This is a genomic window from Novosphingobium colocasiae (assembly GCF_014652555.1).
Taxonomy (GTDB): domain Bacteria; phylum Pseudomonadota; class Alphaproteobacteria; order Sphingomonadales; family Sphingomonadaceae; genus Novosphingobium; species Novosphingobium colocasiae.
In genome coordinates this window covers 111,226-133,616 of sequence record NZ_BMZA01000001.1, presented here as the reverse complement: position 1 = coordinate 133,616, position 22,391 = coordinate 111,226, and the positions used below count along the sequence as shown (strand labels likewise).

General features: G+C 64.2%; 20 protein-coding genes. 16 read left to right on the top strand and 4 right to left on the bottom strand.

Annotation, left to right across the window (positions count from 1 at the left end; all coding sequences use genetic code 11):
* Positions 1-15: 15 nt before the first annotated feature.
* Positions 16-684, bottom strand: a complete 669-nt coding sequence (locus IE122_RS00660) for a class II aldolase/adducin family protein (RefSeq protein WP_229813603.1) — start codon at positions 682-684, stop codon at positions 16-18.
* 151 nt (positions 685-835) lie between these two features.
* On the opposite strand from IE122_RS00660, the gene IE122_RS00655 reads away from it, so the two are divergent.
* From IE122_RS00655 to IE122_RS00630, 6 genes are all read left to right on the top strand, one after another.
* On the top strand, positions 836-2,089 hold the full coding sequence (locus IE122_RS00655) for an aromatic ring-hydroxylating oxygenase subunit alpha (protein WP_229813602.1): 1,254 nt from the start codon (positions 836-838) through the stop codon (positions 2,087-2,089).
* A gap of 1 nt (position 2,090) precedes the next feature.
* Entirely contained in the window at positions 2,091-2,582 is a 492-nt protein-coding gene (locus IE122_RS00650) for an aromatic-ring-hydroxylating dioxygenase subunit beta (protein ID WP_189619166.1), read from the top strand.
* A 23-nt stretch (positions 2,583-2,605) separates the two neighbouring features.
* A complete protein-coding gene (locus IE122_RS00645) occupies positions 2,606-3,529 on the top strand; it encodes a VOC family protein (protein WP_189619165.1) in 924 nt (307 codons plus the stop codon).
* Complete coding sequence (locus tag IE122_RS00640) at positions 3,522-4,283, top strand: SDR family NAD(P)-dependent oxidoreductase (protein ID WP_189619164.1); 762 nt, start codon at positions 3,522-3,524, stop codon at positions 4,281-4,283. Before IE122_RS00645 ends, IE122_RS00640 begins: the two co-directional genes overlap by 8 nt.
* Positions 4,284-4,335: 52 nt before the next feature.
* On the top strand, positions 4,336-5,181 hold the full coding sequence (locus IE122_RS00635; RefSeq protein ID WP_189619163.1) for an alpha/beta fold hydrolase: 846 nt from the start codon (positions 4,336-4,338) through the stop codon (positions 5,179-5,181).
* 66 nt (positions 5,182-5,247) lie between these two features.
* Entirely contained in the window at positions 5,248-5,898 is a 651-nt protein-coding gene (locus IE122_RS00630) for a TetR/AcrR family transcriptional regulator (RefSeq protein ID WP_189619162.1), read from the top strand.
* Positions 5,899-5,922: 24 nt separating this feature from the next.
* Here the strand turns inward: IE122_RS00630 and IE122_RS00625 are convergent, their stop codons facing one another.
* Together IE122_RS00625 and IE122_RS00620 are read right to left on the bottom strand one after the other, a co-directional pair.
* Entirely contained in the window at positions 5,923-7,224 is a 1,302-nt protein-coding gene (locus IE122_RS00625; protein ID WP_189619161.1) for a dihydrolipoamide acetyltransferase family protein, read from the bottom strand.
* A 3-nt stretch (positions 7,225-7,227) separates the two neighbouring features.
* Positions 7,228-9,570, bottom strand: a complete 2,343-nt coding sequence (locus IE122_RS00620; RefSeq protein ID WP_189619706.1) for a thiamine pyrophosphate-binding protein — start codon at positions 9,568-9,570, stop codon at positions 7,228-7,230.
* A gap of 148 nt (positions 9,571-9,718) precedes the next feature.
* Here IE122_RS00620 and IE122_RS00615 point away from each other — a divergent pair, with 148 nt between their 5' ends.
* The 10 genes from IE122_RS00615 (at position 9,719) to IE122_RS00570 (ending at position 21,368) form a co-directional block, all read left to right on the top strand.
* A complete protein-coding gene (locus IE122_RS00615) occupies positions 9,719-10,165 on the top strand; it encodes an Lrp/AsnC family transcriptional regulator (RefSeq protein ID WP_308430381.1) in 447 nt (148 codons plus the stop codon).
* A gap of 490 nt (positions 10,166-10,655) precedes the next feature.
* Entirely contained in the window at positions 10,656-13,157 is a 2,502-nt protein-coding gene (locus tag IE122_RS00610) for a TonB-dependent receptor (RefSeq protein WP_189619159.1), read from the top strand.
* Positions 13,158-13,322: 165 nt separating this feature from the next.
* Entirely contained in the window at positions 13,323-15,704 is a 2,382-nt protein-coding gene (locus tag IE122_RS00605; RefSeq protein WP_189619158.1) for a membrane-bound PQQ-dependent dehydrogenase, glucose/quinate/shikimate family, read from the top strand.
* The gene (locus IE122_RS00600) at positions 15,701-16,468 is read left to right on the top strand and encodes an SDR family NAD(P)-dependent oxidoreductase (protein ID WP_189619157.1); all 768 of its coding nucleotides are present in this window, start codon (positions 15,701-15,703) and stop codon (positions 16,466-16,468) included. The genes IE122_RS00605 and IE122_RS00600 overlap by 4 nt, the downstream gene beginning before the upstream one ends.
* Before the next feature lie 7 nt (positions 16,469-16,475).
* The gene (locus IE122_RS00595; protein ID WP_189619156.1) at positions 16,476-16,883 is read left to right on the top strand and encodes a nuclear transport factor 2 family protein; all 408 of its coding nucleotides are present in this window, start codon (positions 16,476-16,478) and stop codon (positions 16,881-16,883) included.
* 32 nt (positions 16,884-16,915) lie between these two features.
* A complete protein-coding gene (locus IE122_RS00590; RefSeq protein WP_189619155.1) occupies positions 16,916-17,326 on the top strand; it encodes a nuclear transport factor 2 family protein in 411 nt (136 codons plus the stop codon).
* A 146-nt stretch (positions 17,327-17,472) separates the two neighbouring features.
* A complete protein-coding gene (locus IE122_RS00585; RefSeq protein WP_189619154.1) occupies positions 17,473-19,260 on the top strand; it encodes an FAD-dependent monooxygenase in 1,788 nt (595 codons plus the stop codon).
* The gene (locus IE122_RS00580) at positions 19,257-19,601 is read left to right on the top strand and encodes a hypothetical protein (protein WP_189619153.1); all 345 of its coding nucleotides are present in this window, start codon (positions 19,257-19,259) and stop codon (positions 19,599-19,601) included. Before IE122_RS00585 ends, IE122_RS00580 begins: the two co-directional genes overlap by 4 nt.
* Before the next feature lie 59 nt (positions 19,602-19,660).
* Positions 19,661-20,920, top strand: a complete 1,260-nt coding sequence (locus tag IE122_RS00575; protein WP_189619152.1) for an aromatic ring-hydroxylating oxygenase subunit alpha — start codon at positions 19,661-19,663, stop codon at positions 20,918-20,920.
* Positions 20,921-20,942: 22 nt separating this feature from the next.
* A complete protein-coding gene (locus IE122_RS00570) occupies positions 20,943-21,368 on the top strand; it encodes a nuclear transport factor 2 family protein (RefSeq protein ID WP_189619151.1) in 426 nt (141 codons plus the stop codon).
* A 74-nt stretch (positions 21,369-21,442) separates the two neighbouring features.
* Here IE122_RS00570 and IE122_RS00565 read toward each other — a convergent pair whose 3' ends face one another.
* A complete protein-coding gene (locus tag IE122_RS00565; protein ID WP_189619150.1) occupies positions 21,443-22,390 on the bottom strand; it encodes a DUF7064 domain-containing protein in 948 nt (315 codons plus the stop codon).
* Position 22,391 lies beyond the last annotated feature (1 nt).

Genomic DNA, 22,391 nt, shown 5'->3' with positions numbered 1-22,391 from the left:
GGCGTGGCAAAATGGTCACGGTCGGTCGTGGCGGTTCAGCCAGGTCCACATCCTGCTGATGACATCGCCTGCCCAAACCTGCCGCGCCTGGGTTTCCTGCGTGTCAAGCCGGCCAGCCTGCGGATCGAGCCCCATCATCCGCACGTCGCGTTCGATCCGGGCCGCGTCTTCGAGAAACCAGGTCAGCGTTACCGCCTGCTCCAGCGATTCGCCGACGACTACCACGCCGTTGCCGCGCAGCACGATGGCATGGCCGGCACCCAGTTCCTGCGCGACGTTGCGGGCCGATTCGTCATCGCGCAACAGGCGCGGATCGTTCCACAGCGCCGGACCCTCGGCAAAATACGCACCGATGCCGTGGCGGGCCACCGGGACAATCCCGTAAGTCGATAGTGCCATGAGCGCCGGCGGCATCGAACGGCAGATGCCGTTCACGTCCGGGCGCAGCGCATAGATCTGCTGATGGACCCGCACTTCGCCCAGCACGCCTTGCGGCAGCGCCCCGCGTATGGGCACCACCGTGCCGGGCTGATCCTCGATCACCCCCATCGGCAGCGCGGCGCAGACCATGAAGCTGTCGGCATCGATCCGCATGGAACAATGACCGTAAGCATGGGCAAGGCCGTTGCGCCCCAGTGCCCGCGCCGCCATGCGGACCGTTTCGTCGATGTCGGGAATACACACCTCTCCTGGATTGCTGTATGCTTCTGGCGATGCGGCCGTGCCGGTAAACCCGTTGACAAGTTCGTCTGCGGAATTTACAAACCAAGCGCTCGGTTTCTTTATCGGATTTTAATCGGGCTGTTTTGGGAGTCAACACGATATGGAGAGGACAGTGTCCGGGATCATCGATGATCCGGTTGCAAACCGCTTTCTGGTGCCGCGCCGCAATTTTACGGACCGTGCCGTATTCGAGCGCGAATATGCCGCGATCTTCGACCGCTGCTGGCTTTACCTGGGCCATGCCTCGGAACTGCCCGAACCCGGCTCGTTCGTCACCCGCACGGTCGCCCGCCGCCCGGTGCTGTTCACGCGCGACAAGGAGGGCGAATTCCGCGCCTTGCTCAACGCCTGCCCGCATCGCGGCGCGCTGGTCTGCCGCGAACGCAAGGGCAAGAGCCGCGCGTTCATGTGCATGTACCACGGCTGGACCTTCGGTTCCGACGGCCACCTGATGACCCTGCCGGGCAGTTCCGGCTATCCCGAGGGGTTCAAGACCGATCCGCAAAAGCAGATGGTCCACGTGCCCCGGATGGAGCGCTTCGGCGACTTCTTCTTCATCAATTTCTCGCGCGATGGCGAAGATCTGGCGACGTATCTTGCCGGTGCCGGCGATTACCTCAAGCTGGTCGCCGAGCATTCGCCCAGCGGCATGCAGGTGGTGGGCGGAACGCAGGAATATTCGATCCGCGGCAACTGGAAGCTGCTCTCCGAAAACAGCTTCGACGGCTATCACGCCGCCTGCAACCACTCGACCTATCTGGAATACCTCAAGAGCACCAAGGGCGCGCTGGGTGTCGATCCGCTGGTCGGCGTCGAACATACGCTGGGCAACGGCCATGCCGTGGTCGAATATACCGCCCCGTGGGGCCGGCCGATCGCCAACTGGATTCCGGCCTGGGGCGAAGAAGGCAAGGTGGAGATCGACAAGGTCTATGCCGAACTCGTCACCCGTCTGGGTGCCGAACGGGCCGACCGACTGGCGCGCAAGAGCCGCAACATGGTGATCTTCCCCAACCTGGTGGTGAACGACATCATGGCGGTGACCGTGCGCACCTTCTTCCCGACCGCTCCCGATTACATGGAGATCAACGCCTGGGCTTTGGCCCCGGTCGAGGAGAGCGAATGGCTGCGCAAGTATCGCCTGTACAACTTCACCGAATTCCTCGGCCCCGGCGGCTTCGCCACCCCCGATGACGTCGAAGCGATCGAAAAGTGCCAGCAGGGATACGCGGTGGGCGGCGAAGCCGTCTACAACGACATCTCCAAGGGCATGAACCGCTCGGACACCCCCTCCTTCGACGATGAAGAACAGATGCGCGCGTTCTGGCGCGAATGGGATCGCCGGATCTCGGCGGTGGAGGCCTGACATGGACGATATTCTGACGCTGCGGCTGAAGGTCGAGGATCTGCTGTTCCTCGAAGCCGATCTGCTTGATCGCTGGATGCTGAAGGAATGGCTGGCGCTGTTCACCGAGGATGCCTGGTATCACGTCCCCCCCAGCGACGTGGACGGCGATACCGCCGATCCCGACAAGTCACTGTTCTATATCGTTGATGACAGCATGCGCCTGCGTGAGCGGGTCAACCGCCTGATGAAGATCGGCGCGCACTCCGAACATCCGCGTTCCAAGGTCCGCCACCTCGTATCGAACGTCCGCGTGGAGCGCGATGGCGACGTCATCCGCGCGCGCTCGTCCTTCGTGGTCTACCGCAGCAAAGACATCACCAGCGACGCCTTCATCGGTCATTACATCCACGAGATCGTCGAACGCGACGGCAAGATGATGATCGCGGGCAAGAAGGCCGTCCTCGACATGGAAGCATTGCGTCCGCACGGCCGCATCAGCATCATCCTGTAAACCGGCAGGGGAGAAGAAAAGACATGGCACATCCGCTCCGTTTCGCCAGGCTTGGCTATTGCCGCCTGAGCTGTCCCGATCTCGAAGCCAGCATCGCTTTCTATCGCGGCCTCGTCGGCATGACGCTGGCCGGCCGCGACGAGAAGACTGCGTGGCTGCGCTGCAGCGACAAGCCCTATGACATCGTCCTCGATTCCGGCGATGCGCCGGGCATCTCGATGATCGGCTTCGAACTGGCGTCCGACCAGGAACTCGACAGCGCCTACGCCATCGCGGAAGACCTCGGGCTCGACCCGGTCTGGCGCGACGCTGAAGGCTGTGCGGCGATGAAGGTTGCCCGTTCGCTGCTGTTCACCGATCCGGTGACCGGCATGGAACTCGATTTCTATGCCAGCCAGCAGATCGAGACGGCCCCGCTTGACGGGATGCTGACGAAGATCGTGCGGATGGGCCATGTCGTCCTCAATGTCGAGGATCTGGGTGCCGCGCACGATTTCTGGGTCGAGAAGTTCGGCTTTGCGGTTTCCGACCGGGTCGAAGGTCTGGCCGAATGGCTGCGTTGCTGGCCGAACCCGTTGCACCACAGCCTGGCGCTACTGCAAAGCCCGACCCGGACCAACACGCTCCATCACATCAACTTCATGGTCACGGATATCGACGATGTCGGCGGGGCGATGAACCGGATGAAGAATGCCGAAGTGCCGATCGTGTTCGGCCCCGGCCGCCACCTGCCTTCGACCAGCATCTTCCTCTATTTCCTCGATCCCGACGGCAACACCGCCGAATTCAGCTTCGGCATGGAGCTGTTCGAGGAAGAAGGCGCGCGGCCACCTCGCGAACTCGAACACAAGGCCGAAGTCATGGACACCTGGGGCGGTCGACCCGACCCGCGCTTCGGCAAGGGCAGCGCGGTCATTACCCGGCAGGTGCCGGTGGGCAATGCCTGAGGCGGCGGCGGCAGCCGGTCCGCTGGCCGGACAGGTCGCGATCGTCACCGGTGCCGGCCGCGGCATCGGCAAGGCCATAGCCGAGCGGTTGCACCGCGACGGTGCCAAGCTCGTCGTGGCCGATCTCGATCCGGACGTGGCCAATCGCCTGGCCCACGACCTGGACGGGATCGGCTGCGGCGGGGACCTGGCGGACGAAAGCGTTGCCCGCGCACTGGTTACCGCGGCGCTGGAGAAGTTCGGCCGGATCGATATCCTGGTCAACAACGCCGGGGGCGGTGTCATCAGGCCGTTCCTCAGCCACACTCCCGACACCCTGCGCGCGACGATCGATCGCAACTTGTGGTCGGCATTGTGGCTGTGCTGGCTGGCGCTGCCGCACATGAAAGCGGCGGGGCATGGCCGGATCATCAACATCGGCGCGGATTCGGTGCGCAATGGCCTGGTCGATCATGCCGCCTACAATGCGGCCAAGGGCGGCGTCCACGGGCTGACCACCGGCCTTGCGCGCGAATTCGCCCGCGATGGTATCACCGTCAACACCGTTGCTCCCTGCGCCGTGCGCACCGAACAGTACGACGAGATCGAGGCGGTCAATCCCGAGCTGATCCGCAAAGTCGTGGAGGTGATCCCGATGGGCCGCGCCGGCACGGTCGATGAAGTCGCCTCGATGGTCGCCTATCTGGCCTTGCCCGAAGCGGCGTTCGTGACCGGCCAAGTCGTCAGCGTCAACGGCGGCACCACGATGCTGTAAGCGGCGAGCGCCTTTCATCCCAGAACATACCCCCACCGGGAGAACCCCTGACATGACTACTACCGCAACCGACACCGCCAATCCCGAAATCGGCGAACGTATCGATGTCAACGGCATCGGCACCAACTACATCGTCGCCGGCGAAGGCGAACCGCTGATTCTGATCCACGGCTCCGGCCCCGGCGTCACCGCCTATGCCAACTGGCGCGGCGTGATCCCCGATCTGGCGAAAAGCTTCCGCTGCTATGCGCCCGATACGCTGGGCTTCGGCTACACCGACTTTCCTGCCGATATCCAGGGCTTCGACATGGACCGCTGGATCGCTCACCTCACCGGCTTCATGGACGCGCTGGGGATCGAAAGCGCGCACTTCATCGGCAACAGCTATGGCGGCGCGCTGACGCTGGCACTGGCTGCGCGCCATCCCGAACGGGTCCGCCGCGCGGTGCTGATGGGCGCGGCCGGCGTGCCGTTCGATGTCACCGAAGGGCTCAAGAAGGTCTGGGGCTACGAACCCTCGGTCGATGCGATGCGCGATCTGATGAACACGTTCGCCTTCGACAGTTCTCTGGTGAAGGAAGAGATCGTCCGCTCGCGCTTCGAGGCCAGCGTGCGCCCCGGCGCACACGAAGCCTATTCCAGCCTGTTCCCCGAACCACGCCAGCGCTGGCTCGATGCGCTCGCCAGCAGCGAGGCCGACCTGAAGGCGTTGCCGCACGAGATCATAGCGATCCACGGGCGCGAGGATGTGATCGTGCCGTTCGAGGTTTCGCTGCGCTTCAGCCAATTGATCCCCAACTGCGAACTGCACATCTTCGGCAACTGCGGCCACTGGACCCAGATCGAAAAGCGCGACCGGTTCATCGCGCTGGTCACGCCGTTCCTGCACGGCGCGTGATCGGGCCTTCGTCGGGGATGGCGGCAACCACGGCCCATGGCCAAGATTGACAATCGACCCGATAGCTTGGCTAATCGAATCACGCCAAGCTATCGGGAAGCCGCATTGTCATCGTCCGCCAAGCCCCAACGTCGCACCCAGGCAGAGCGCAGCGAAGCCATGCGCGCCCGCCTTGCGGCGGCGGCGTTCGAAACCATCTCCCAAGGCGGCTTCAATGCGCTGCGCATGCGCAACGTCGCCAATGCGGCCGGGGTTTCGCAAGGTGCGCTGATGCACCACTTCCCCGACAAGAACATGCTGGTCCTTGCCGCCGTGGAACAGGCCCTGGAACTGGCCCGCCACGATAGCGATGCGTCCGCTCTAGCGCCTGACGCTTCGCCCGAAACGGTCCTGCGCGCGCTGATCGATGATCTGCACGGGTTCTTCTTCAGCGACCGGTTCTGGGTAGCGATCGGCATCACCCTCGAAGCCTCGCGCGACCAGGAATTCTACCCCGACGTGCGCCGCCGCGTCAGCGGCTTGCGCACGCCGTTCTACGAAGGCTGGCAGCAACGGCTGGTTGTAGCCGGGTGGACCGAAGAGCAGTCGCGGATCATGGTGCGCTCGGCGGCGGCCATGGTCTCGGGATCGGCGATCCGCCGCTTCTGGGCCCCTTCGGATGAGTTGGAAGCCGCCGTGACCGACCAGTGGGTCAACGACTGGCTGGCGCGCCGCTGATCGCAGCGCCGCGCCAACGAGGGTTTACGACAGGCTCAGCAGCGGCGTTTCGACGAATTCACGCAACGCCGCCATGAACTGGGCCGCCACCGCACCATCTATCGCGCGGTGATCGAAGCTGGCGGTTGCGGCCATGATCGTCGCCAGACCGATGGCATCATCGACCTTCCACGGCTGTTCGATGCCGGCACCGATGCCCAGGATCATCGCCTGCGGCAGATTGATTACCGGGAACATCTCGTCGATGCCGAACATCCCCAGGTTGGAGATGGTGGCGGTGCCGCCAGTGTAGTCTTCCGGCGTCAACTTGCCGTCGCGCGCCTTGGCTGACAGCGCCTTGCTGTCCCTGGCAATGGCGGCGAGCGAGCGGCCACCGGCGTCGCGGATCACCGGAGTGACCAGCCCGCCATCGATCGCCACCGCCATCGCGATATCGACGCGGTCGAACCGGTGCAGTTCATCACCGCCGAACTGGACGTTGGCATCGGGCACTTCTTCCAGCGCACGCGCCATCGCCTTGATCAGCATGTCGTTGACCGAAACCTTGACCCCGGTCGCGCCGAGCGCGCCATTGATTTCGGCCCGCAGCGCCAGCAGCGCATCGAGCTGGCAGCGCGCGGTCAGATAGAAGTGGGGGACGGTCTGCTTGCTCTCGGTCAGCCGCCGCGCGATGGTCTTGCGCATGGTCGACAGCTTTTCGGACCGCACCGGAACCCCGGCAGGCGGCGGCAGGATTGCGGCCGTTGCAAGAGCGTAAGCCGCCGGAACCGTTGCTGCGGGCGCGGCAACGGCGGGCTCAAGACCGAGGTCCGCCTTGACGATCTTGCCGCGCGGACCGGTGCCGGCAATACCCGCCAGATCGATCCCCTTGAACGCAGCGATGCGCCGGGCCAGCGGCGTCGCGTTCGCGCCCTGATCCTGCGCCGGAGCTATGATTGCGGGAGCGTCAGGGGCCGGCACCGGCGCGGGCGCGGGCGCAGGCGCGATCGGAGCGGCCGTGATCGGCCCTGCCACGGCGTCTTCCAGCTCGCGCTCCGGGATCGCCGCTTCAGGCGTGGCGGCCGCCGCCGGAGCGATCGCTTCATCACCCTCAGCCAGCGTCGCGATTACGGTGCCGACGCTGACATCGGGGCTGCCTTCGGGGATCAGGATCGCGGCGATGCGGCCATCGGCATCGGCTTCCATTTCCATCGTCGCCTTGTCGGTCTCGATCTCGGCCAGCATGTCCCCGGCCTTCACGCTATCCCCCGGCGCGACCAGCCACTTGGCGAGCGTGCCCTTCTCCATCGTCGGTGACAGCGCGGGCATCCTGATTTCGGTGGTCATGGCTCAGTCCTCAAGAAACAGTTCGGCGGCAGCATCGACGATCGCGTCGGTATCCAGCCGGTACGTGCGGTACAGATCGGGCAGATCGCCGGTCTGGCCGAAGCGGTCGGTGCCCAGCGGGCTGACGCGCATCCCCTTGACACCGCCCAGCCACGACAGCGCCCCCGGCGAACCATCGAGCACGGTGACGAGACCGGCCCCCGGTGCCAGAGCTGAAAGCAGCGTTTCGACATGGCTGGGCTCGCTGGCCTTGCCTTCCCAGCGCGCCGCGCGCCGCGCCGACCAGCCGCGATGCAGCACGTCGGGCGAAGTCACCGCCAGCAGGCCGAGGCCCGGAATATCGTCGGCCAGTTGCTCCCACGCCGCCAGCGCTTCGGGGGCGACCACGCCGGTGAAGGCGATCGCTGCCGTAGCATCCGGCCCTGGCGCGCGCAGCCAGTAGCCGCCCTTCAGCGCATCGGCTTCCCAACCATCGTCTGCCCGCGCGATCTGCGGGATCGAGCGGGTGGACAACCGCAGGTAAACCGAGCTGCCATCGGGCTGCTGCATGTGATCGAAGGCCCAGCGCATGAACAGCGCCACTTCATCGGCATACGCAGGTTCGTAATAGGCAAGGTTGGGCTGCCCCATCCCGATCAGCGGCGTGTTGATCGACTGGTGCGCCCCGCCTTCGGCCGCCAGCGTCAGACCCGCCGGGGTGCCGACCAGCAGGAAGCGCGCATCCTGATAGCAACCGTAGTTCAGCGCATCGAGCCCGCGCGACACGAACGGATCGTAGACCGTGCCGACCGGCAGCAGCCGGGTGCCGAAATGCGGCGCGGCCAGGCCGAGCGAGGTCAGGGCGATGAAGAAGTTGTTCTCGGCGATGCCCAGCTCGATGTGCTGGCCGGCCGCATGCGCCGCCCACTTCTGCGCCGAAGGGATCTTGGCCTTGTGAAACACGTCCGCCAGTTCCTGCCGGCGGAACAGCCCGCGCTGGTTGACGAACGCGCCGAGGTTGGTGGTCTGGGTCACGTCGGGCGCGGTGGTGACGATTCGATCCGCCAGTTCCTCGCCTGACTTGGCGATATCCAGCAAAACCCGCCCGAACGCGGCCTGCGTCGATTGCTCGGCACCTTCAGGCACCGGGAATCGCGCCGGGACCGGCACCGCCGGTGCCACCGGCTCGGCCGCCTTGAGCGCCAGCGCGCTTTGATGGACGAACGCATCAAGGCGCGCGGCGACGTTATCGCCAAGGCCGCCATACGGCTCCCATTCCTGCCCTTCGGCAATGCCCATCGATGCCCGGAACTGTTCCATCTGAGGGTTGTTCATCATCCCCGAATGGTTGTCCTTGTGGCCCGCCAGCGGCAGCCCGTGACCCTTGACGGTATAGGCGATGAACAGCGTGGGCCGATCATCGTCGCATGCGTCGAAGGCGTCCATCAGCGTTTCGACGCAGTGACCGCCCAGATTGGTCATCAGTTCGGCAAGCTGCTCGTCGTCGAAACTGCCGATCAGCTTCTTCGCCGCCGCGTTCTTGCCCAGATCGGCCAGCAGCCGCTCGCGCCAGGCCGGACCACCCTGGTAGGTCAGCGCCGCGAATTCGGCGTTGGGGCAATTTTCGATCCAGTCCTCGATCGCCTTGCCGCCCGGCCGCGCGAACGCGGCGCGCTGCAGCTTGCCGTACTTCAGCGTGACGACACGCCAGCCGCAGGTCTCGAAGATATCGTCGAAGCGGCGGAACATCCGGTCAGCCGTGGTCGCGTCGAGCGACTGGCGGTTGTAATCGACGATCCACCAGCAGTTGCGCAGATCGTGCTTGTAGCCTTCGATCAGGCACTCATAGATATTGCCCTCGTCCAGCTCGGCATCGCCCATCAGCGCGATCATGCGGCCGGCATCTTCCTCGCGCACCTGGCCGTGAGCGATGAGATAGTCCTGAACCAGGCTGGTGAACGCGGTGACGGCCACGCCAAGGCCGACCGAGCCGGTCGAGAAATCGACCGGGATGGTGTCCTTGGTGCGGCTGGGATAGCTCTGCACCCCGCCCAGGCCCCGGAAGCGCTGCAACTTGTCCAGCGTCTGGTTGCCGAGCAGGTAATGGATCGCGTGCAGCAGCGGGCCACCATGCGGCTTCACCGCCACCTTGTCCTGAGGGCGCAGCGCGTGGAAATAGAGCGCGGCCATGATCGCCGTCATCGACGCACAGCTCGCCTGGTGACCACCGACTTTGAGGCCATCGCGCTTCTTGCGGATGTTGTTGGCGTTGTGGATGGTCCAGGCTGAAAGCCACAGCAGCCGCTTCTCCAGCGCTTCGATTGTGGCAACCGTCTCCTGGCGGTCCTGTGCGATCGTCGTGACCATCATCTTGTCCTTATGCTCAGTCTGGCCTCTTTAGCCGCGCGAGGGCCACCGTGTCCTTGCGTTTTCCGCCAACTCACCGCATAGATTTGGCAGATACTGCCTTTATTCCAGATTCTGGAGACCGATCTTGCCAATTTCTGCACTTGATGTGTTAGACCGCAAGATGTTGCAGGAACTGCAGCAGGACGGCCGCATCACGAACCAGCGCCTGTCCGAACTGGTCGGCCTGTCCCCCTCTCCATGCCTGCGCCGGTTGCGCCAATTGGAAAGCGAAGAGGTCATCACCGGCTATGTCGCGCTGGTCGATCCGGTGGCGGTGGGCCTGTCCGTCACCGCGTTCGTGCGAATCCGGCTGGACCGGCAGGACGATCGCCACCTGGCCGCGTTCGAGGAAGCAGTGGCGGGCTTTCCCGAGGTCATGGAGTGCTATCTGATGTCGGGAGAGGCGGATTACCAGTTGCGCGTGCTGGTCCCCTCGCTTGCCGCATTCGAGGATTTCCTGCGCTTCAAGCTGACCCGCATCCCGGCAGTGGCGGAAGTGACGACCAGCTTCGCGCTGCGCCCGGTGGTCTATCGCACGGCCTTGCCGGTGTAGGGTGACACGGGTACCCGCCTCCCTTTGAACATCGCGCGACCGAAGCGACGCCGACCGCATTTCGACGCACCACACAAGGTTGGATGTTGAGCAATAGGTCAGTGCATATCGACCGGCCAGCCGCTGGTGGCGATGCGTCCGGATCGCCGACGTAAGGCAAAGCCGCCCTTCACGGTGACAAGAATTGACCATTCACGTCGAAGTCGGCCACATCTCAATTCCACAGAACGGCCTATTGATGCGCCGCATGCCATGGCCCGCTACAAAGCCGAAGTTCATAAATTCACCATAAATCATACACTTATTTCACACCTTCGTTGAGAGTGCTGCACGAATGCCACACTCCCCGGGCGTGATGCGTGACGCGCGCAATTGCGCTTGACCGCCGCACCGCCCCGGTTAAATACCAAATGGTCAAGATACGGTAGCCAGGTAGGAATAGTCAGCACGGCTGGCTAGTCCTGGCCAACCGTTTTGGGAGGAGGCATTCATGAAGTTGATTCACAGAACCATTCTGTTCGCCGGTTGCTCGGCCATGGCGCTGGGCGCTGCCGCAACCAGCGCAGCCGCGCAGACCGCCGAGGGCGCTGCTGACGCCGGCAACGAGATCGTCGTGACCGCCAACAAGCGCGAACAGAACCTGAGCGAAGTCGGCTCGTCGGTTTCGGCCGTCTCGGGTGAAGCGCTCAAACTGCAGCAGATTTCGTCTGTCGCCGATCTGGCCAAGATCACCCCGGGCCTGACCTTCGCGCCCACCCCGAACGCCACGCCGGTCTACACCATCCGCGGCGTCGGCTTCTATGACAGCTCGCTGGCCTCGTATCCCGACGTCGCCGTCTATCTCGACCAGTTCCCGCTGGCGCTGCCCGTCATGTCGTCGCAGACCGGCTTCGACCTCCAGCGCGTCGAAGTGCTGAAGGGTCCGCAGGGCACCCTGTTCGGCAACAACGCCACCGGCGGCGCGATCAACTTCGTGGCCAACGCTCCGACCAAGGACATGTCAGGCGGTGCCAACCTCAGCTACGGTCGCTTCAACGCGGTTGATTTCAATGCCTTCGTCAGCGGCCCGCTCAGCGACACGCTGCGCGCCCGTCTCGCGGTCAAGAAGGCCTATGCCGATCCCTGGCAGAAGAGCTACACGCGCGACGATCGCAACGGCAAGACCGACGTGATGGCCGGCCGCTTCATCCTCGAATTCGAACCCAGCAGCGATTTCAAGGCGAGCATCAACCTCAACGGCTGGCGCGACCAGAGCGAGCCGCAGGCTCCGCAGAAGATCGCCTATGTGCCGCAGAACGACGTATCGGGCACCCCGGCCGGCGCTCCCGCAGGCAGCGGCCCGGTGCCCTATCCGCAGGCCACGTATCCGAATTCGCCAATGAACGCCCGTTCGGCGGACTGGACCGCCGGGCAGTACAGCCCGAGCCAGGACAACCGTTTCAAGCAGGCGCTCGGCCGCTTCGACTATACCTTCGGTTCGATCACGCTGACGTCGCTGACCGGCTACAGTGACATGAAGTTCCGGAACACCACGGAAGGCGGCGGTACCGCGCTGGTCGATCTCGATCTGCGCAACGACCAGGGCAAGATCAAGAGCTTCACTCAGGAACTGCGCATCGCCAACGACCCGAAGAGCGCGTTGCGCTGGGTGTTGGGTGCCAACTACGAGAACACTAAAGTCGACGAGACGACGTATCTGTCGTATGCTGACACCAGCTCAACGTATGTCAATGGCATCGTCACCAGCAACTATCAGACCAACCAGCGTATGAAGAACTACGCCGCGTTCGGTAACATCGAATTTGATGTGATGGACAACCTGACGTTCAAGGCAGGTATCCGGCGGACTCAGGCGAAGCGCTTTGCGACGGCGTTCAACGGCGATCTTGCTTCGGGTCCGATCCTCCCCACCGATACGACCTTTGGCGGCACTCCGGGCGTGTCGCTGACGAACTTCTTCAATGCCGTGTACGATTCGCTTCAGGAACTCTACGGTGGTGCCGGCTACAACATCCCGACCATTGCCCCCGGCGGTTCCATCATCCTCGACACCCGCGGGCTGGTGCTGGGCGATCCCGCGTCGAACGATCCGGTCAATCCCGACACCTTCCTGACCGCCGACATCGTGCGCACCAAGATCAAGGAAAACAGCACTTCCTGGATGCTGGGCGCGGACTTCAAGCCGGTTGACGGCCTGCTGCTCTACAGCAACGTCTCGAAGGGCTATAAGGCGGGCAGCTTTCCGCATCTTTCGGGCGCGATCTTCGATGCTTACGCTCCGGTGAAGCAGGAATCGATCCTCGCTTATGAAGCAGGCTTCAAGGCCCAGCTCATGGGTAACGCGATCTCGATCAACGGTGCCGCGTTCTACTACGACTACAAGAACAAGCAAACCCGTGCGAAGTTCGTCGATCCGATCTTCGGTGCGCTCGACAAGCTGCTCAACGTGCCCAAGTCGCGGATCAAGGGTGCGGAAATCGAAGTCAGCGGTCGCCCGGTCGAAGGGCTGACGATCTCGGCTTCGGCAACCTATCTTGACGCCAAGGTCAAGCGGTACGTCGGCGCGGTGGATTCGGTGCTGGTCTCGGGCGTTCGCGTCCCCGTCAACGCCTCGTTCGCCGGTGTCGATCTGCCCTTCTCGCCCGAATGGCAGTACTCGATCCGCGCCGACTACCAGTTCCCGGTCTCCTCGTATGTCGATGCCTTCCTGGGCGTCGGCGCGAATGGCCAGAGCAAGTCGGTCTCGGCGCTCGTCGTCCCCGGTTCGACCACCTTCGGTGCCGACTCGGATCTCTACAAGATCAAGGCCTACACGCTGGTCAACGGCAACATCGGGGTGAAGTCGGCCGACGGCACCTGGACCGCCAGCGTCTGGGGCAAGAACATCTTCAACAAGTACTACTGGAGCAACGCGACCCAGGCATACGACACCTTCGTGCGCTACACCGGTCGTCCGGCTGAATACGGCGTCAGCCTCGGCTTCAACTTCTAATACCCTACCCTTCCTTGCGGATTTTCCGGACCCGGAGAGCCTCGGCTCTCCGGGTTTTTTCTTGCCCGCATCCGTTGCGCCACCCGCAAGCAGAATTCTCCTGTCAATATTGACCAATCGGTAAGCCGCGTTTAGCCTGCCGCAAAATCACAACGGGGAACGTGGATGACCGAAGCGGCAACCAAACCGGCCGGCGGATGGGCGGCAGCTATCCTGGGTATCGTCGTGATCGCTTGCGGCATCGCCTTCGTGGCGGGCGGCGGGTATCTCGTCGCACTGTCGGGTTCCCCCTACTATCTCGTCACCGGCATCCTCCTGCTCGTTGCCGGCGCGATGGCGCTGCGCGGGCGCGCGCTGGGCGGTTATCTCTACGCCGCGTTCCTGCTCGTCACGCTCGCCTGGGGATTTGCCGAAGCCGGTGCGGAGCCGTGGGCACTGACCGCCCGGCTGTTCGCGCCCGCCCTGCTGGGCCTGCTGTTCCTGCTGCCGCCGGTCTCGCGCAAGCTGGGCAAGGGTGCGCTCGGGGCTGGCCTCGCCGGCGCGATCGGCGTGATCGCGGTGATCGGCTGCTTCGCCCTGCGCGACAGCCACGATGTCCGCAACACCGTGCCTGCCGGCGCGCTGGCAGCCGTTCCCGAAGATGCCGCCGGTGATGAATGGACCGCGTGGGGCGGCACCCGCTCGGGCGCACGGTTCTCCCGCCTCGACCAGATCACGCCCGCCAATGTCGGCAAGCTGGAAAGCGCCTGGACCTTCCATACCGGCATCGCGCCCGACGCCGCCAGCGGCTACCTCTCGGCCACCCCGCTAATGGTCGATGGCAAGCTGTACCTGTGCGCGCAGGACAACTCGGTCTTCGCGCTCGATCCTGAAACCGGCAAGACGATCTGGAAGGTCGACCCCAAAGTTTCACCCAAGGGCGCATCCGCCGTGCGAACCTGCCGCGGCGTATCCTATGTCCGCACCGCCGCAGACGGCGTTTGCGCCGGGCGTATCGTCTCCGCCACCTTCGACGGCCGGCTGATGGAACTGGACGCGGCGGACGGCAAGCCGTGCCCCGGCTTCGGCAAGAACGGCGTGGTCAACCTCTATGCCGGCATGGGCGTGGTCAATCCCGGCTTCTACTATTCCAGCGCCCCGCCCGCGATCGCCAACGGCAAGATCGTGATCGGTGGCTGGGTGGCGGACAACCAGAGCACGGATGAACCTTCAGGCGTCATTCGCGGCTTCGATCTGCTGACCGGCGAACTGGCCTGGGCATGGGATGCCGGCAATCCCGCCAACGTCCATGGCCCGGCCGCCGGGCAAGCCTATTCGCGGTCCACGCCGAACGCCTGGGCGGTGATGAGCGCCGACGAAAAGCTCGGCCTCGTCTATGTCGCCACCGGCAACCCGACCCCGGACCACTATGGCGCGCTGCGTTCACCGGCGAGCGAGAAGTACGGGTCTTCCGTGGTCGCGATCGATGTTGCCAGCGGCGCTGTGCGCTGGTCGTTCCAGACGGCGCATCACGATCTGTGGGACTATGACGTGCCCGCCCAGCCCACGCTGTTCACGCTCAACAAGGGCGGCGCGCAGTTCCCGGCGATCGCCATTTCCACCAAGCGGGCTGAAATCTTCGTACTCGATCGGCGGACCGGGCAGCCGCTGATCCCGATCACGGAGAAGCCTGCGCCACAACGCGGCGCGGTTGAAAAGCTTGCCCCCACGCAACCCTATTCCGCTGTCCACTCGATGGCAGGGCCCGATCTGACCGAAGCCGCGATGTGGGGGCTTACCCCGTTCGATCAGTTGTGGTGCCGGGTGCGGCTCAAGCAGTTGCGCTATGACGGCAAGGTGACCCCGCCGGGCCTCGACGAAGCGCTGATCTATCCCAGCATCGGCGGCGGCATGAACTTCGGCGGCGTTGCCATCGATCCGATGCGCCGTCTGCTGGTCACTAACGCCCTTTACTACGGCACGATCGTGCAAATGGTGCCCCGCGCCGAGACCGAAAAGCTGCGTGCTGCGGTGGACAGCCATTCGGTCACCAGCTTCGGCGTGCCCCTGCCGCAGGAAGGAACCCCCTTCGGCGTCCGCCTGACCCCGTTCGCCTCGCCGCTCGGCGTGCCTTGCAACAATCCTCCGTTCGGCCGGATCGCGGCCATGAACCTCGATACCGGCAAGCTGGCGTGGGAACGCCCGTTCGGCACTGCGCGGGATGCCGGGCCATTCGGCATGGCGCTCGGCCTCCCGCTGGCAATGGGTGCTCCCAACTTCGGCGGTGCGCTGACTACCGCCAGCGGCCTGACTTTCATCGGTGCGGCACGCGAGAAGGCCTTCCGCGCCTTTGATACGCGCACCGGCGATGAATTGTGGTCGGTTCGCCTGCCGGCCAGCGCCCAGACCTTGCCGATGACCTATCGCGGCCCGCGCGACGGATGCCAGTACGTCGCTGTCACCGCCGGCGGGCACAACATGCTCCAATCGCCGCTGTCCGATACCGTGGTCGCCTTCCGGCTGCCCGGATGCAAGGACGGCCATTCAAGAGGAAATCCCGTAAAATGAACCGTCTCCACAACAAAGTTGCCGTCATCACCGGTGGGGCATCGGGCATCGGCGCAGCGGTCGCCCGCCTGTTCGTCGCCGAAGGGGCGCGGGTGATGGCCTGCGACATCCAGGACCCGCTAGATACCGAACTGGCCCGCCTGCTTCAGGAAAAGCCGGAATCGGTGCGCTTTTCGCGTTGCGATGCCTCGAACGAGGCGCAGGTTTCCGCCACTGTCGCGGCCACGCTGGCGGCGTTCGATGCGCCGATCAGCGCCGCTGTCGCCTGTGCCGGGGTTCCGGGGCAGGGTAGCGACATCGATCTTGCGGTCGAGGAATGGGATCGCATCATGGCGATCAACGCGCGTGGCGTGTGGCTGCTGACCAAGCATGTCCTGCCTTCCATGATCGCCGGTGGCGGCGGTTCGATCACGAATATCTCGTCCGCTTACGGTTGCGTCGGCGCGCCGGGCTTCGCCGCTTACTGCGCGTCCAAGGGCGCGGTGCGCACTTTCACCAAATCGACCGCGATCGAACATGCCCGCCAGGGCGTGCGCGCCAACTCTATCCATCCCGGCGTGATCGAGACGCCGATGCTGCAGGGCATCTTCGATCGATCGGGCGATCCCGACGCCACCCGCGAGGCATTTTCCGCGCAGCAGCCCAACGGCTTCAACGGCGCACCCGAGGACATCGCCTGGGGCTGCGTCTACCTCGCCTCTGACGAAGCCCGCTTCGTCAACGGCATCGAACTGCCGATCGACGGCGGCCTGCTGGCAGGGTGAGCGGATCATGACGACATACGCGGAACAGGCGGCCGCGCTGGTCGGCACATTCGGGATCGACATGGCTCCCTGGTGGGACGCCGCGCACGACGATCTCGTGCTGGAATTCCCGTTCGCGCGCTCGATCGGCATGCCCGAACGGGTGGCGGGCAAGGCCCCGGCGCGAACCTACCTTGAAAAGGTGGTCTCCGGGCTCGCCGGCCTGCACTTCACCAACATCCGCGCGCGCGACACCGGCACGCCGGGCGAAGTGGTGGTGGAATACGAAGGCCAGTGCCCCGCCCCTAACGGCACATACGACCAGCGCTACATCACCATCATGCGCTTTGCCGACGGCAAGCTCATCCTGTTTCGCGAGTATTGGGACACGACCGAAGTCAGCCGCGCGTTCGGCGACCTCGGCGCGGCGTTCTGATCCGCAAAACCTCTGAAGCGAAAAGGACTGCCATGACCACTAACAAGGATCGCGCGATCGAGGCGTGCCGCCACCTCTCCGACCGCAATCTCGATCCGGTGTTCGCCGCCTTCGACGATGAAGGCACCTGGACGATGCCGTACCTGCCGGAGCGTTTCGCCTTTGCCGGCCGGCGCAACAAGGCCGACATGCGCGCGCTGCTGGACGGGTTTCTCGGCGCGTTCGACACGTTCGAATTCCGGGTCGAGCAGGCGATCGCCGATGGCGACTGGGTGGCGATCAAGGGCGCATCGACCGGCACCGGTCCCGGGACTGCCCGCTACGAGAACACCTACCACCTGCTGTTCCATTACCGTGACGGCAAGGTGCTGGAAGTGCGCGAGCTTTTCGACCCCTATCAGGTCGAAGCGTATATCCAACAGGTCGAAGCGCAGGGGGCCTGATTCATCCATCTTGACTGTTTGGTCAGGATGGGTCTTTGTCTCGAAGCCGCACGCCGATCAGCCTCGCCGGAGTCAGCGTGCGGACAAGAGTGCGCTTGCCGTCGAAGCAACGGCCGGCGGCCCGGAATTTTTGGAGAGGTTTTCACATGGCGCACATCGAAGTCCCGGTATTGATCGTTGGCGGAGCGGGCTGCGGCCTGACCAGCGCCAATCTGCTGGGCCGCCTCGGTATCGAATGCCTGGTTCTGGAACGCTACCCGGCAACCTCGCCCGCCCCCAAGGCCCACTACCTTAACCAGCGCACGATGGAGATCCTGCGCGAGGAAGGGCTGGCGGACTATATCTATGCCAACAGCACCCCGGCCGAGAACATGTCGCGCGTGGGCTGGTACACCAGCCTGGGCGGTGACGGCCCGCTGGACCGCAAGCAGATCGGCATCATCGACGCGTTCGGCGGGCATTCGCTGAAGGACGCCTATCAGGCCGACAGCCCGGTGCGCTCCGCGAACTTCGCGCAGATGTATATCGAGCCGCTGCTGCTGGAACACCTGAAGACCTACCCCACCTCGCAGATCCGTTTTCACCAGGAAGTGAAGAGCTTCACGCAGGACGATACCGGCGTGACCGCCCAGGTCGAAAACCGCGATACCGGCGAAATCTACGAAGTGCGCGCGCAGTACATGATCGCCGCCGATGGCGGACGCATGGTCGGCCCCGCGCTCGGCATCGAGATGGACGGCATACCGCGTCTGATCGACATGGTGACGGTGTGGTTCGCCGCCGACCTGTCGGACTATATCGAAGACGAATCGGTAATGATCCGCTGGTTCACCAACCCCGAGAAGGGCGGCTCGTGGGGCAGCGGCGTGATGGTGGCGCTGGGCCCCAAGACCTTCGGCAAGGGCAGCGAGGAGTGGCTGATGCACTTCGCGTTCCCGCCCGACGCCGCCGGCCCGCTCAACCCGGAAAGCGCGATCCCCGAAATCCGCAAGCTGCTGCGCATCCCTGATCTCGACGTCAAGGTCATCCGGATGAACGACTGGAAGGTGCAGGGCGTGCTCGCCCGCAAGTATCGCGAAGGCCGCGTCTTCCTGGCCGGCGACGCCGCGCATCGCCACCCGCCGACCACCGGCCTCGGACTCAATAGCGCGGTGTGCGATGCCCACAACCTGACGTGGAAGCTGGCCGCCGTGCTTAAGGGCGAGGCCGACCCGAGCCTGCTCGACAGCTACGAGCCGGAACGCCGCCCGGTCGCTGCCAACAACATCGCCTGGGCGATGATGACTTTCCAGAACCACCTGACCATCGATGCCGCGATCGGCCTGATGCCGGGTGCGCCGGTCGAATTCAACGTGGCCGCCTACCACAAGCTGTTTTCGGACACGCCCGAAGGCGCTGCCCGCCGCCAGATGGTAAAGGAAGTGGTCGGCACCCAGCGCGCCGAATTCCAGGCCCACGACATCGAGATCGGCTTCCGCTACGACGAGGGGGCCATCATCCCCGACGGCACCGAACCACCCCCGCGCGGCCTCTTGGGCGATACGCACGTGCCGACCATGCGGCCGGGCCACCGCCTGGCCCATGTCTGGCTGGAAAAGGACGGCCGGCAAGTCTCCACCCTCGACCTCACCCGCCTGGACCGCTTCACCGTGTTCACGAACGGACCCGCCGGCAAATGGGCCGATGCCGCTGCTTCCGCTGCCGAGGCCGGTGGCCTTACGATCGATGTCGTCAGCGTTGGCGAGGATTACCGGACCACCGGTGATCGCTGGGCCACCGTTTCGGGCCTCAAGCCCGGCGGCGCGCTTATCGTCCGGCCGGACCAGCATGTCGCCTGGCGCGGGGCCGATGCTGTGGCCGATCCGGCCGCCACGCTGGCGCAAGTGCTCTCCACCGTGCTTGGCAAGCCGGTTACCCAGACGGTGCCGGCATGAGCGGCGCGGTGCTGCCGGCGGGCTTCGAAGCACTCGAGCCCTTCGTCGGCTATTGGGCCGTCGCGGGGGTGCAGCAACGGCGCGAGCGGCGCGAGAATGCTTCGATGGACGACATCGAGACGTTCTATAATGCCATGCTCGCCCTCGCGCCGCAGGCCATCGCCCACCTTGAAGGGCGGCAGATTGTCGATCTGGAGGGTGCCGATCGCACGCTGATGGAACTGCTGCTGGCGCTTGCCCATGCATCGATGGCTACCGAGTTGCATCGCCAGCCACGCGCGCCCTTTACCCCCTGGCCGCACGAAGTCCGGCTGGTCGAAGCCCCCGCCATTTTCGGATAACACCGGCCGAGCGGGTGATGCGCCCTGAGAGCGCCAACCGCCTTCAAGGAGAGTAACGCATGAACGATCAGGTCGCTGATTTTCGCGCCGAGAAGACCAACCTGACCGAACTGGCCGGACTTGGCAAAGGCCCGGTCTCGCTGGAGCCTTATCGTTCGCAGGAGTGGTTCGAGAAGGAAGTTGAGCAGGTCTTCAAGCGCGCCTGGCTGTGCCTCGGTCGTGAAGAACGGATCGGTAACCCGGGCGACTATTTCGTTCAGACGATCGAAGTGGCAAAGGCTGAAATCCTGGTCACCCGCACCCGCGAGGGCGTGCGCGCGTTCCACAATGTCTGCTCGCACCGCTCGAACAAGGTCGTGCTCGACCGTGGCGGGAACGCCTCGCGGTTCGTGTGCCGGTATCACAACTGGACCTACAAGAACGACGGCGCGCTGATCGGCGTGCCGGACGAGAAGAACTTCTTCGATTTCGACAAGAAGCGCTGCGGCCTGACCAAGGTGGCGTGCGAGACCTGGGAGGGGTGGATCTTCATCAACCTCCAGCCGGTCCCCGAAGTGTCGCTCACCGAGTTCCTCGGCGATTTCGGCCAGATCTATACCGGCATTCCCTATCCGCACTCGGATAAGTCGATCCTGTTCGTGTCGCACCTCAAGGCCAACTGGAAGGTCATCGCCGACGCGTTCGCCGAAACCTACCATATCCCGGCGATCCATCCCGAAACCATCGGTTCCACCTTCGCCAGCAACGAGAACCCGTTCGCCCGCCCGATCAGCGCGCAGACATGGGGCCCGCATCGTTCGGTGTCGACTTACGGCAATCCCGAATACGTGCCGCCGATCGGATCGCAGGTGGAACGCCTGTTCTACAGCAACATCGCCACCGGCAACGTGCTGAGCGCTGCCAGCCTTGAGGATACCGAAGTGTTCCTCAAGCATCCGGCGATCAACCCGACCAAGTCGGGAAGCTGGGCGGTGGACGTGACCTGGCTGTTCCCGCACTTCCAGTTCGACGTTTCGCCCGGCGGCTTCTGGACGCACCACTTCTGGCCGGTCAGCGTCAACGAAACGCGCTGGGAGGCCCGCTTCCACATCCCCGACGCACCCGACGTGTGGAGCCGGCTGCAGCAGGAGCACTATATCGCGCGCCTGGGCGAAATCCTGCTGGAGGACGTCGGCAACACCGAACGCACGCAGGAAGGAATCAATTCGGGTGCCAAGGAGCATATGGTCCTGCAGGACGGCGAAGTGATGATCCGCCATTCGCTGCACCAGCTCGAGAAATGGGTGCACGCCGAAACCGTGCGCGAGGCGCTGGCCTGAAATCTGATGGGAGAATAACGATATGGCAGAATTCGAAAAGGCGACCAGCGACCGCACGGTCGCTGCGGCCGAAAAGCTGATGGCGGCATTCGGCAAGGACATGGACTCGTTCTGGCCCATGGTTTCACCGGACCTGCACATGGATTTGCCGTTTGCGGGAACCGTCCGCATGCCTACCGAACTGCACGGGAAAGATGCGCTGGAGATGTTCCGCACCGCTGCGGAAGTGTTCGACGTCAAATTCAATTCGGTGGTGGTGACGCCTCTGGCCGATCCTTACCGCGTGCTGGTCGAATATCGTGGTTATGGAGAGCCGCAAGGCGCGATTTACGACCAGATGTACGTCGGTGTGCACGAATATCGCGACGGCAAGCTGGTATACTACAAGGAATATTTCGACACCGGCGTGGTCATCAACGCTTTGGGAGCATTCCTGCCGGCTGAATAATCTGCTGCGCTCCAGACAACAGAAAGGCCGGCACCGAGGGCTTCGGTGCCGGCCTTTCTGTTTGTCTTACGGGATCAGTATGCGCCGGTTTGCGCGATGTGCTTGAGATAGGAGATCGGCCAGCCCATCTCCATCCAGCCGCTACCCATCTGGCCATCGATACGAATATGCGCGGCACCTTCGTTAAGGACGAAGTTTTCCGCAGCCGGCAGCGGGAACACGCCGAAAACCTCGGCTTCGACGCGCGTCCGGCGGCCCAGTTCGTCGACCACGTCGCACTGGAACGCGGTCTGGTCGAGCTTGTTGTCGCCCTGCCAGTCGACCGCGAGTTCGGTGATCTCGGCCATCTTGCCGTCCTTGTAGACGTAACCGCGGACCGCCCGCTTGCCCAGCGCGTAGAATTCCCAGAAGTGGACCGAATGGCTGGTCCCCACCTGGCACTGCAACCAGCGGTAATAATGCAGCGCGTCCCAGTCGCGGCGGCCCCAACTATGATCGCGGTGGCCGGGGGTATCGAATTCGATCACCCGATCGCCGATCTTCAGCGTGCCGATGCAGCGCCCGCTCTGTTCGATGCGATCGTTCGCGGCATAGGCCGGGCAGCCGTCCTTGTGCGTCGCATAGGAATAAGGCGGGTGGAAGGCCTCATAGGTAAAGGCGATTTCCGCCTGCTCGTTCTTCCAGGCGATTTCGGCGCGGTTGAAGGCCAGGTCCTGCTTCATGGTGAAGCCATCGATCTGCCAGTTGTCGAAGCCCATGTCCGCCGGCACCTTGCGGTTGGGCAGTCGCTCGAAGATCGGCGGGCCATCCAGCCCCCGGCCCCACACACCTACGGCAGCGCCGGCATCGCCGTCCTTGTCGACATAGGTGTAAGTGAACAATGCGATCTCGTGCTCGGGAATGACCACGCAGTAAGGGATCGATTCGCGCATCAGCGGCAGATCGGGCAGCGTGTGCCGCCCGTCGTGCACGGGATCGATAGCCATTTCCGGACGCACCAGGCTGGCGGGATCGAATGCCATT

Bases quoted from the DNA above. Each gene is read 5' to 3' on its own strand.
- IE122_RS00650 (WP_189619166.1), top strand. From the start codon at position 2,091: ATGGACGATATTCTGACGCTGCGGCTGAAGGTCGAGGATCTGCTGTTC.
- IE122_RS00645 (WP_189619165.1), top strand. From the start codon at position 2,606: ATGGCACATCCGCTCCGTTTCGCCAGGCTTGGCTATTGCCGCCTGAGC.
- IE122_RS00640 (WP_189619164.1), top strand. From the start codon at position 3,522: ATGCCTGAGGCGGCGGCGGCAGCCGGTCCGCTGGCCGGACAGGTCGCG.
- IE122_RS00635 (WP_189619163.1), top strand. From the start codon at position 4,336: ATGACTACTACCGCAACCGACACCGCCAATCCCGAAATCGGCGAACGT.
- IE122_RS00625 (WP_189619161.1), bottom strand. From the start codon at position 7,224: ATGACCACCGAAATCAGGATGCCCGCGCTGTCACCGACGATGGAGAAG.
- IE122_RS00620 (WP_189619706.1), bottom strand. From the start codon at position 9,570: ATGGTCACGACGATCGCACAGGACCGCCAGGAGACGGTTGCCACAATC.
- IE122_RS00610 (WP_189619159.1), top strand. From the start codon at position 10,656: ATGAAGTTGATTCACAGAACCATTCTGTTCGCCGGTTGCTCGGCCATG.
- IE122_RS00605 (WP_189619158.1), top strand. From the start codon at position 13,323: ATGACCGAAGCGGCAACCAAACCGGCCGGCGGATGGGCGGCAGCTATC.
- IE122_RS00600 (WP_189619157.1), top strand. From the start codon at position 15,701: ATGAACCGTCTCCACAACAAAGTTGCCGTCATCACCGGTGGGGCATCG.
- IE122_RS00595 (WP_189619156.1), top strand. From the start codon at position 16,476: ATGACGACATACGCGGAACAGGCGGCCGCGCTGGTCGGCACATTCGGG.
- IE122_RS00590 (WP_189619155.1), top strand. From the start codon at position 16,916: ATGACCACTAACAAGGATCGCGCGATCGAGGCGTGCCGCCACCTCTCC.
- IE122_RS00585 (WP_189619154.1), top strand. From the start codon at position 17,473: ATGGCGCACATCGAAGTCCCGGTATTGATCGTTGGCGGAGCGGGCTGC.
- IE122_RS00580 (WP_189619153.1), top strand. From the start codon at position 19,257: ATGAGCGGCGCGGTGCTGCCGGCGGGCTTCGAAGCACTCGAGCCCTTC.
- IE122_RS00575 (WP_189619152.1), top strand. From the start codon at position 19,661: ATGAACGATCAGGTCGCTGATTTTCGCGCCGAGAAGACCAACCTGACC.
- IE122_RS00570 (WP_189619151.1), top strand. From the start codon at position 20,943: ATGGCAGAATTCGAAAAGGCGACCAGCGACCGCACGGTCGCTGCGGCC.
- IE122_RS00565 (WP_189619150.1), bottom strand. From the start codon at position 22,390: ATGGCATTCGATCCCGCCAGCCTGGTGCGTCCGGAAATGGCTATCGAT.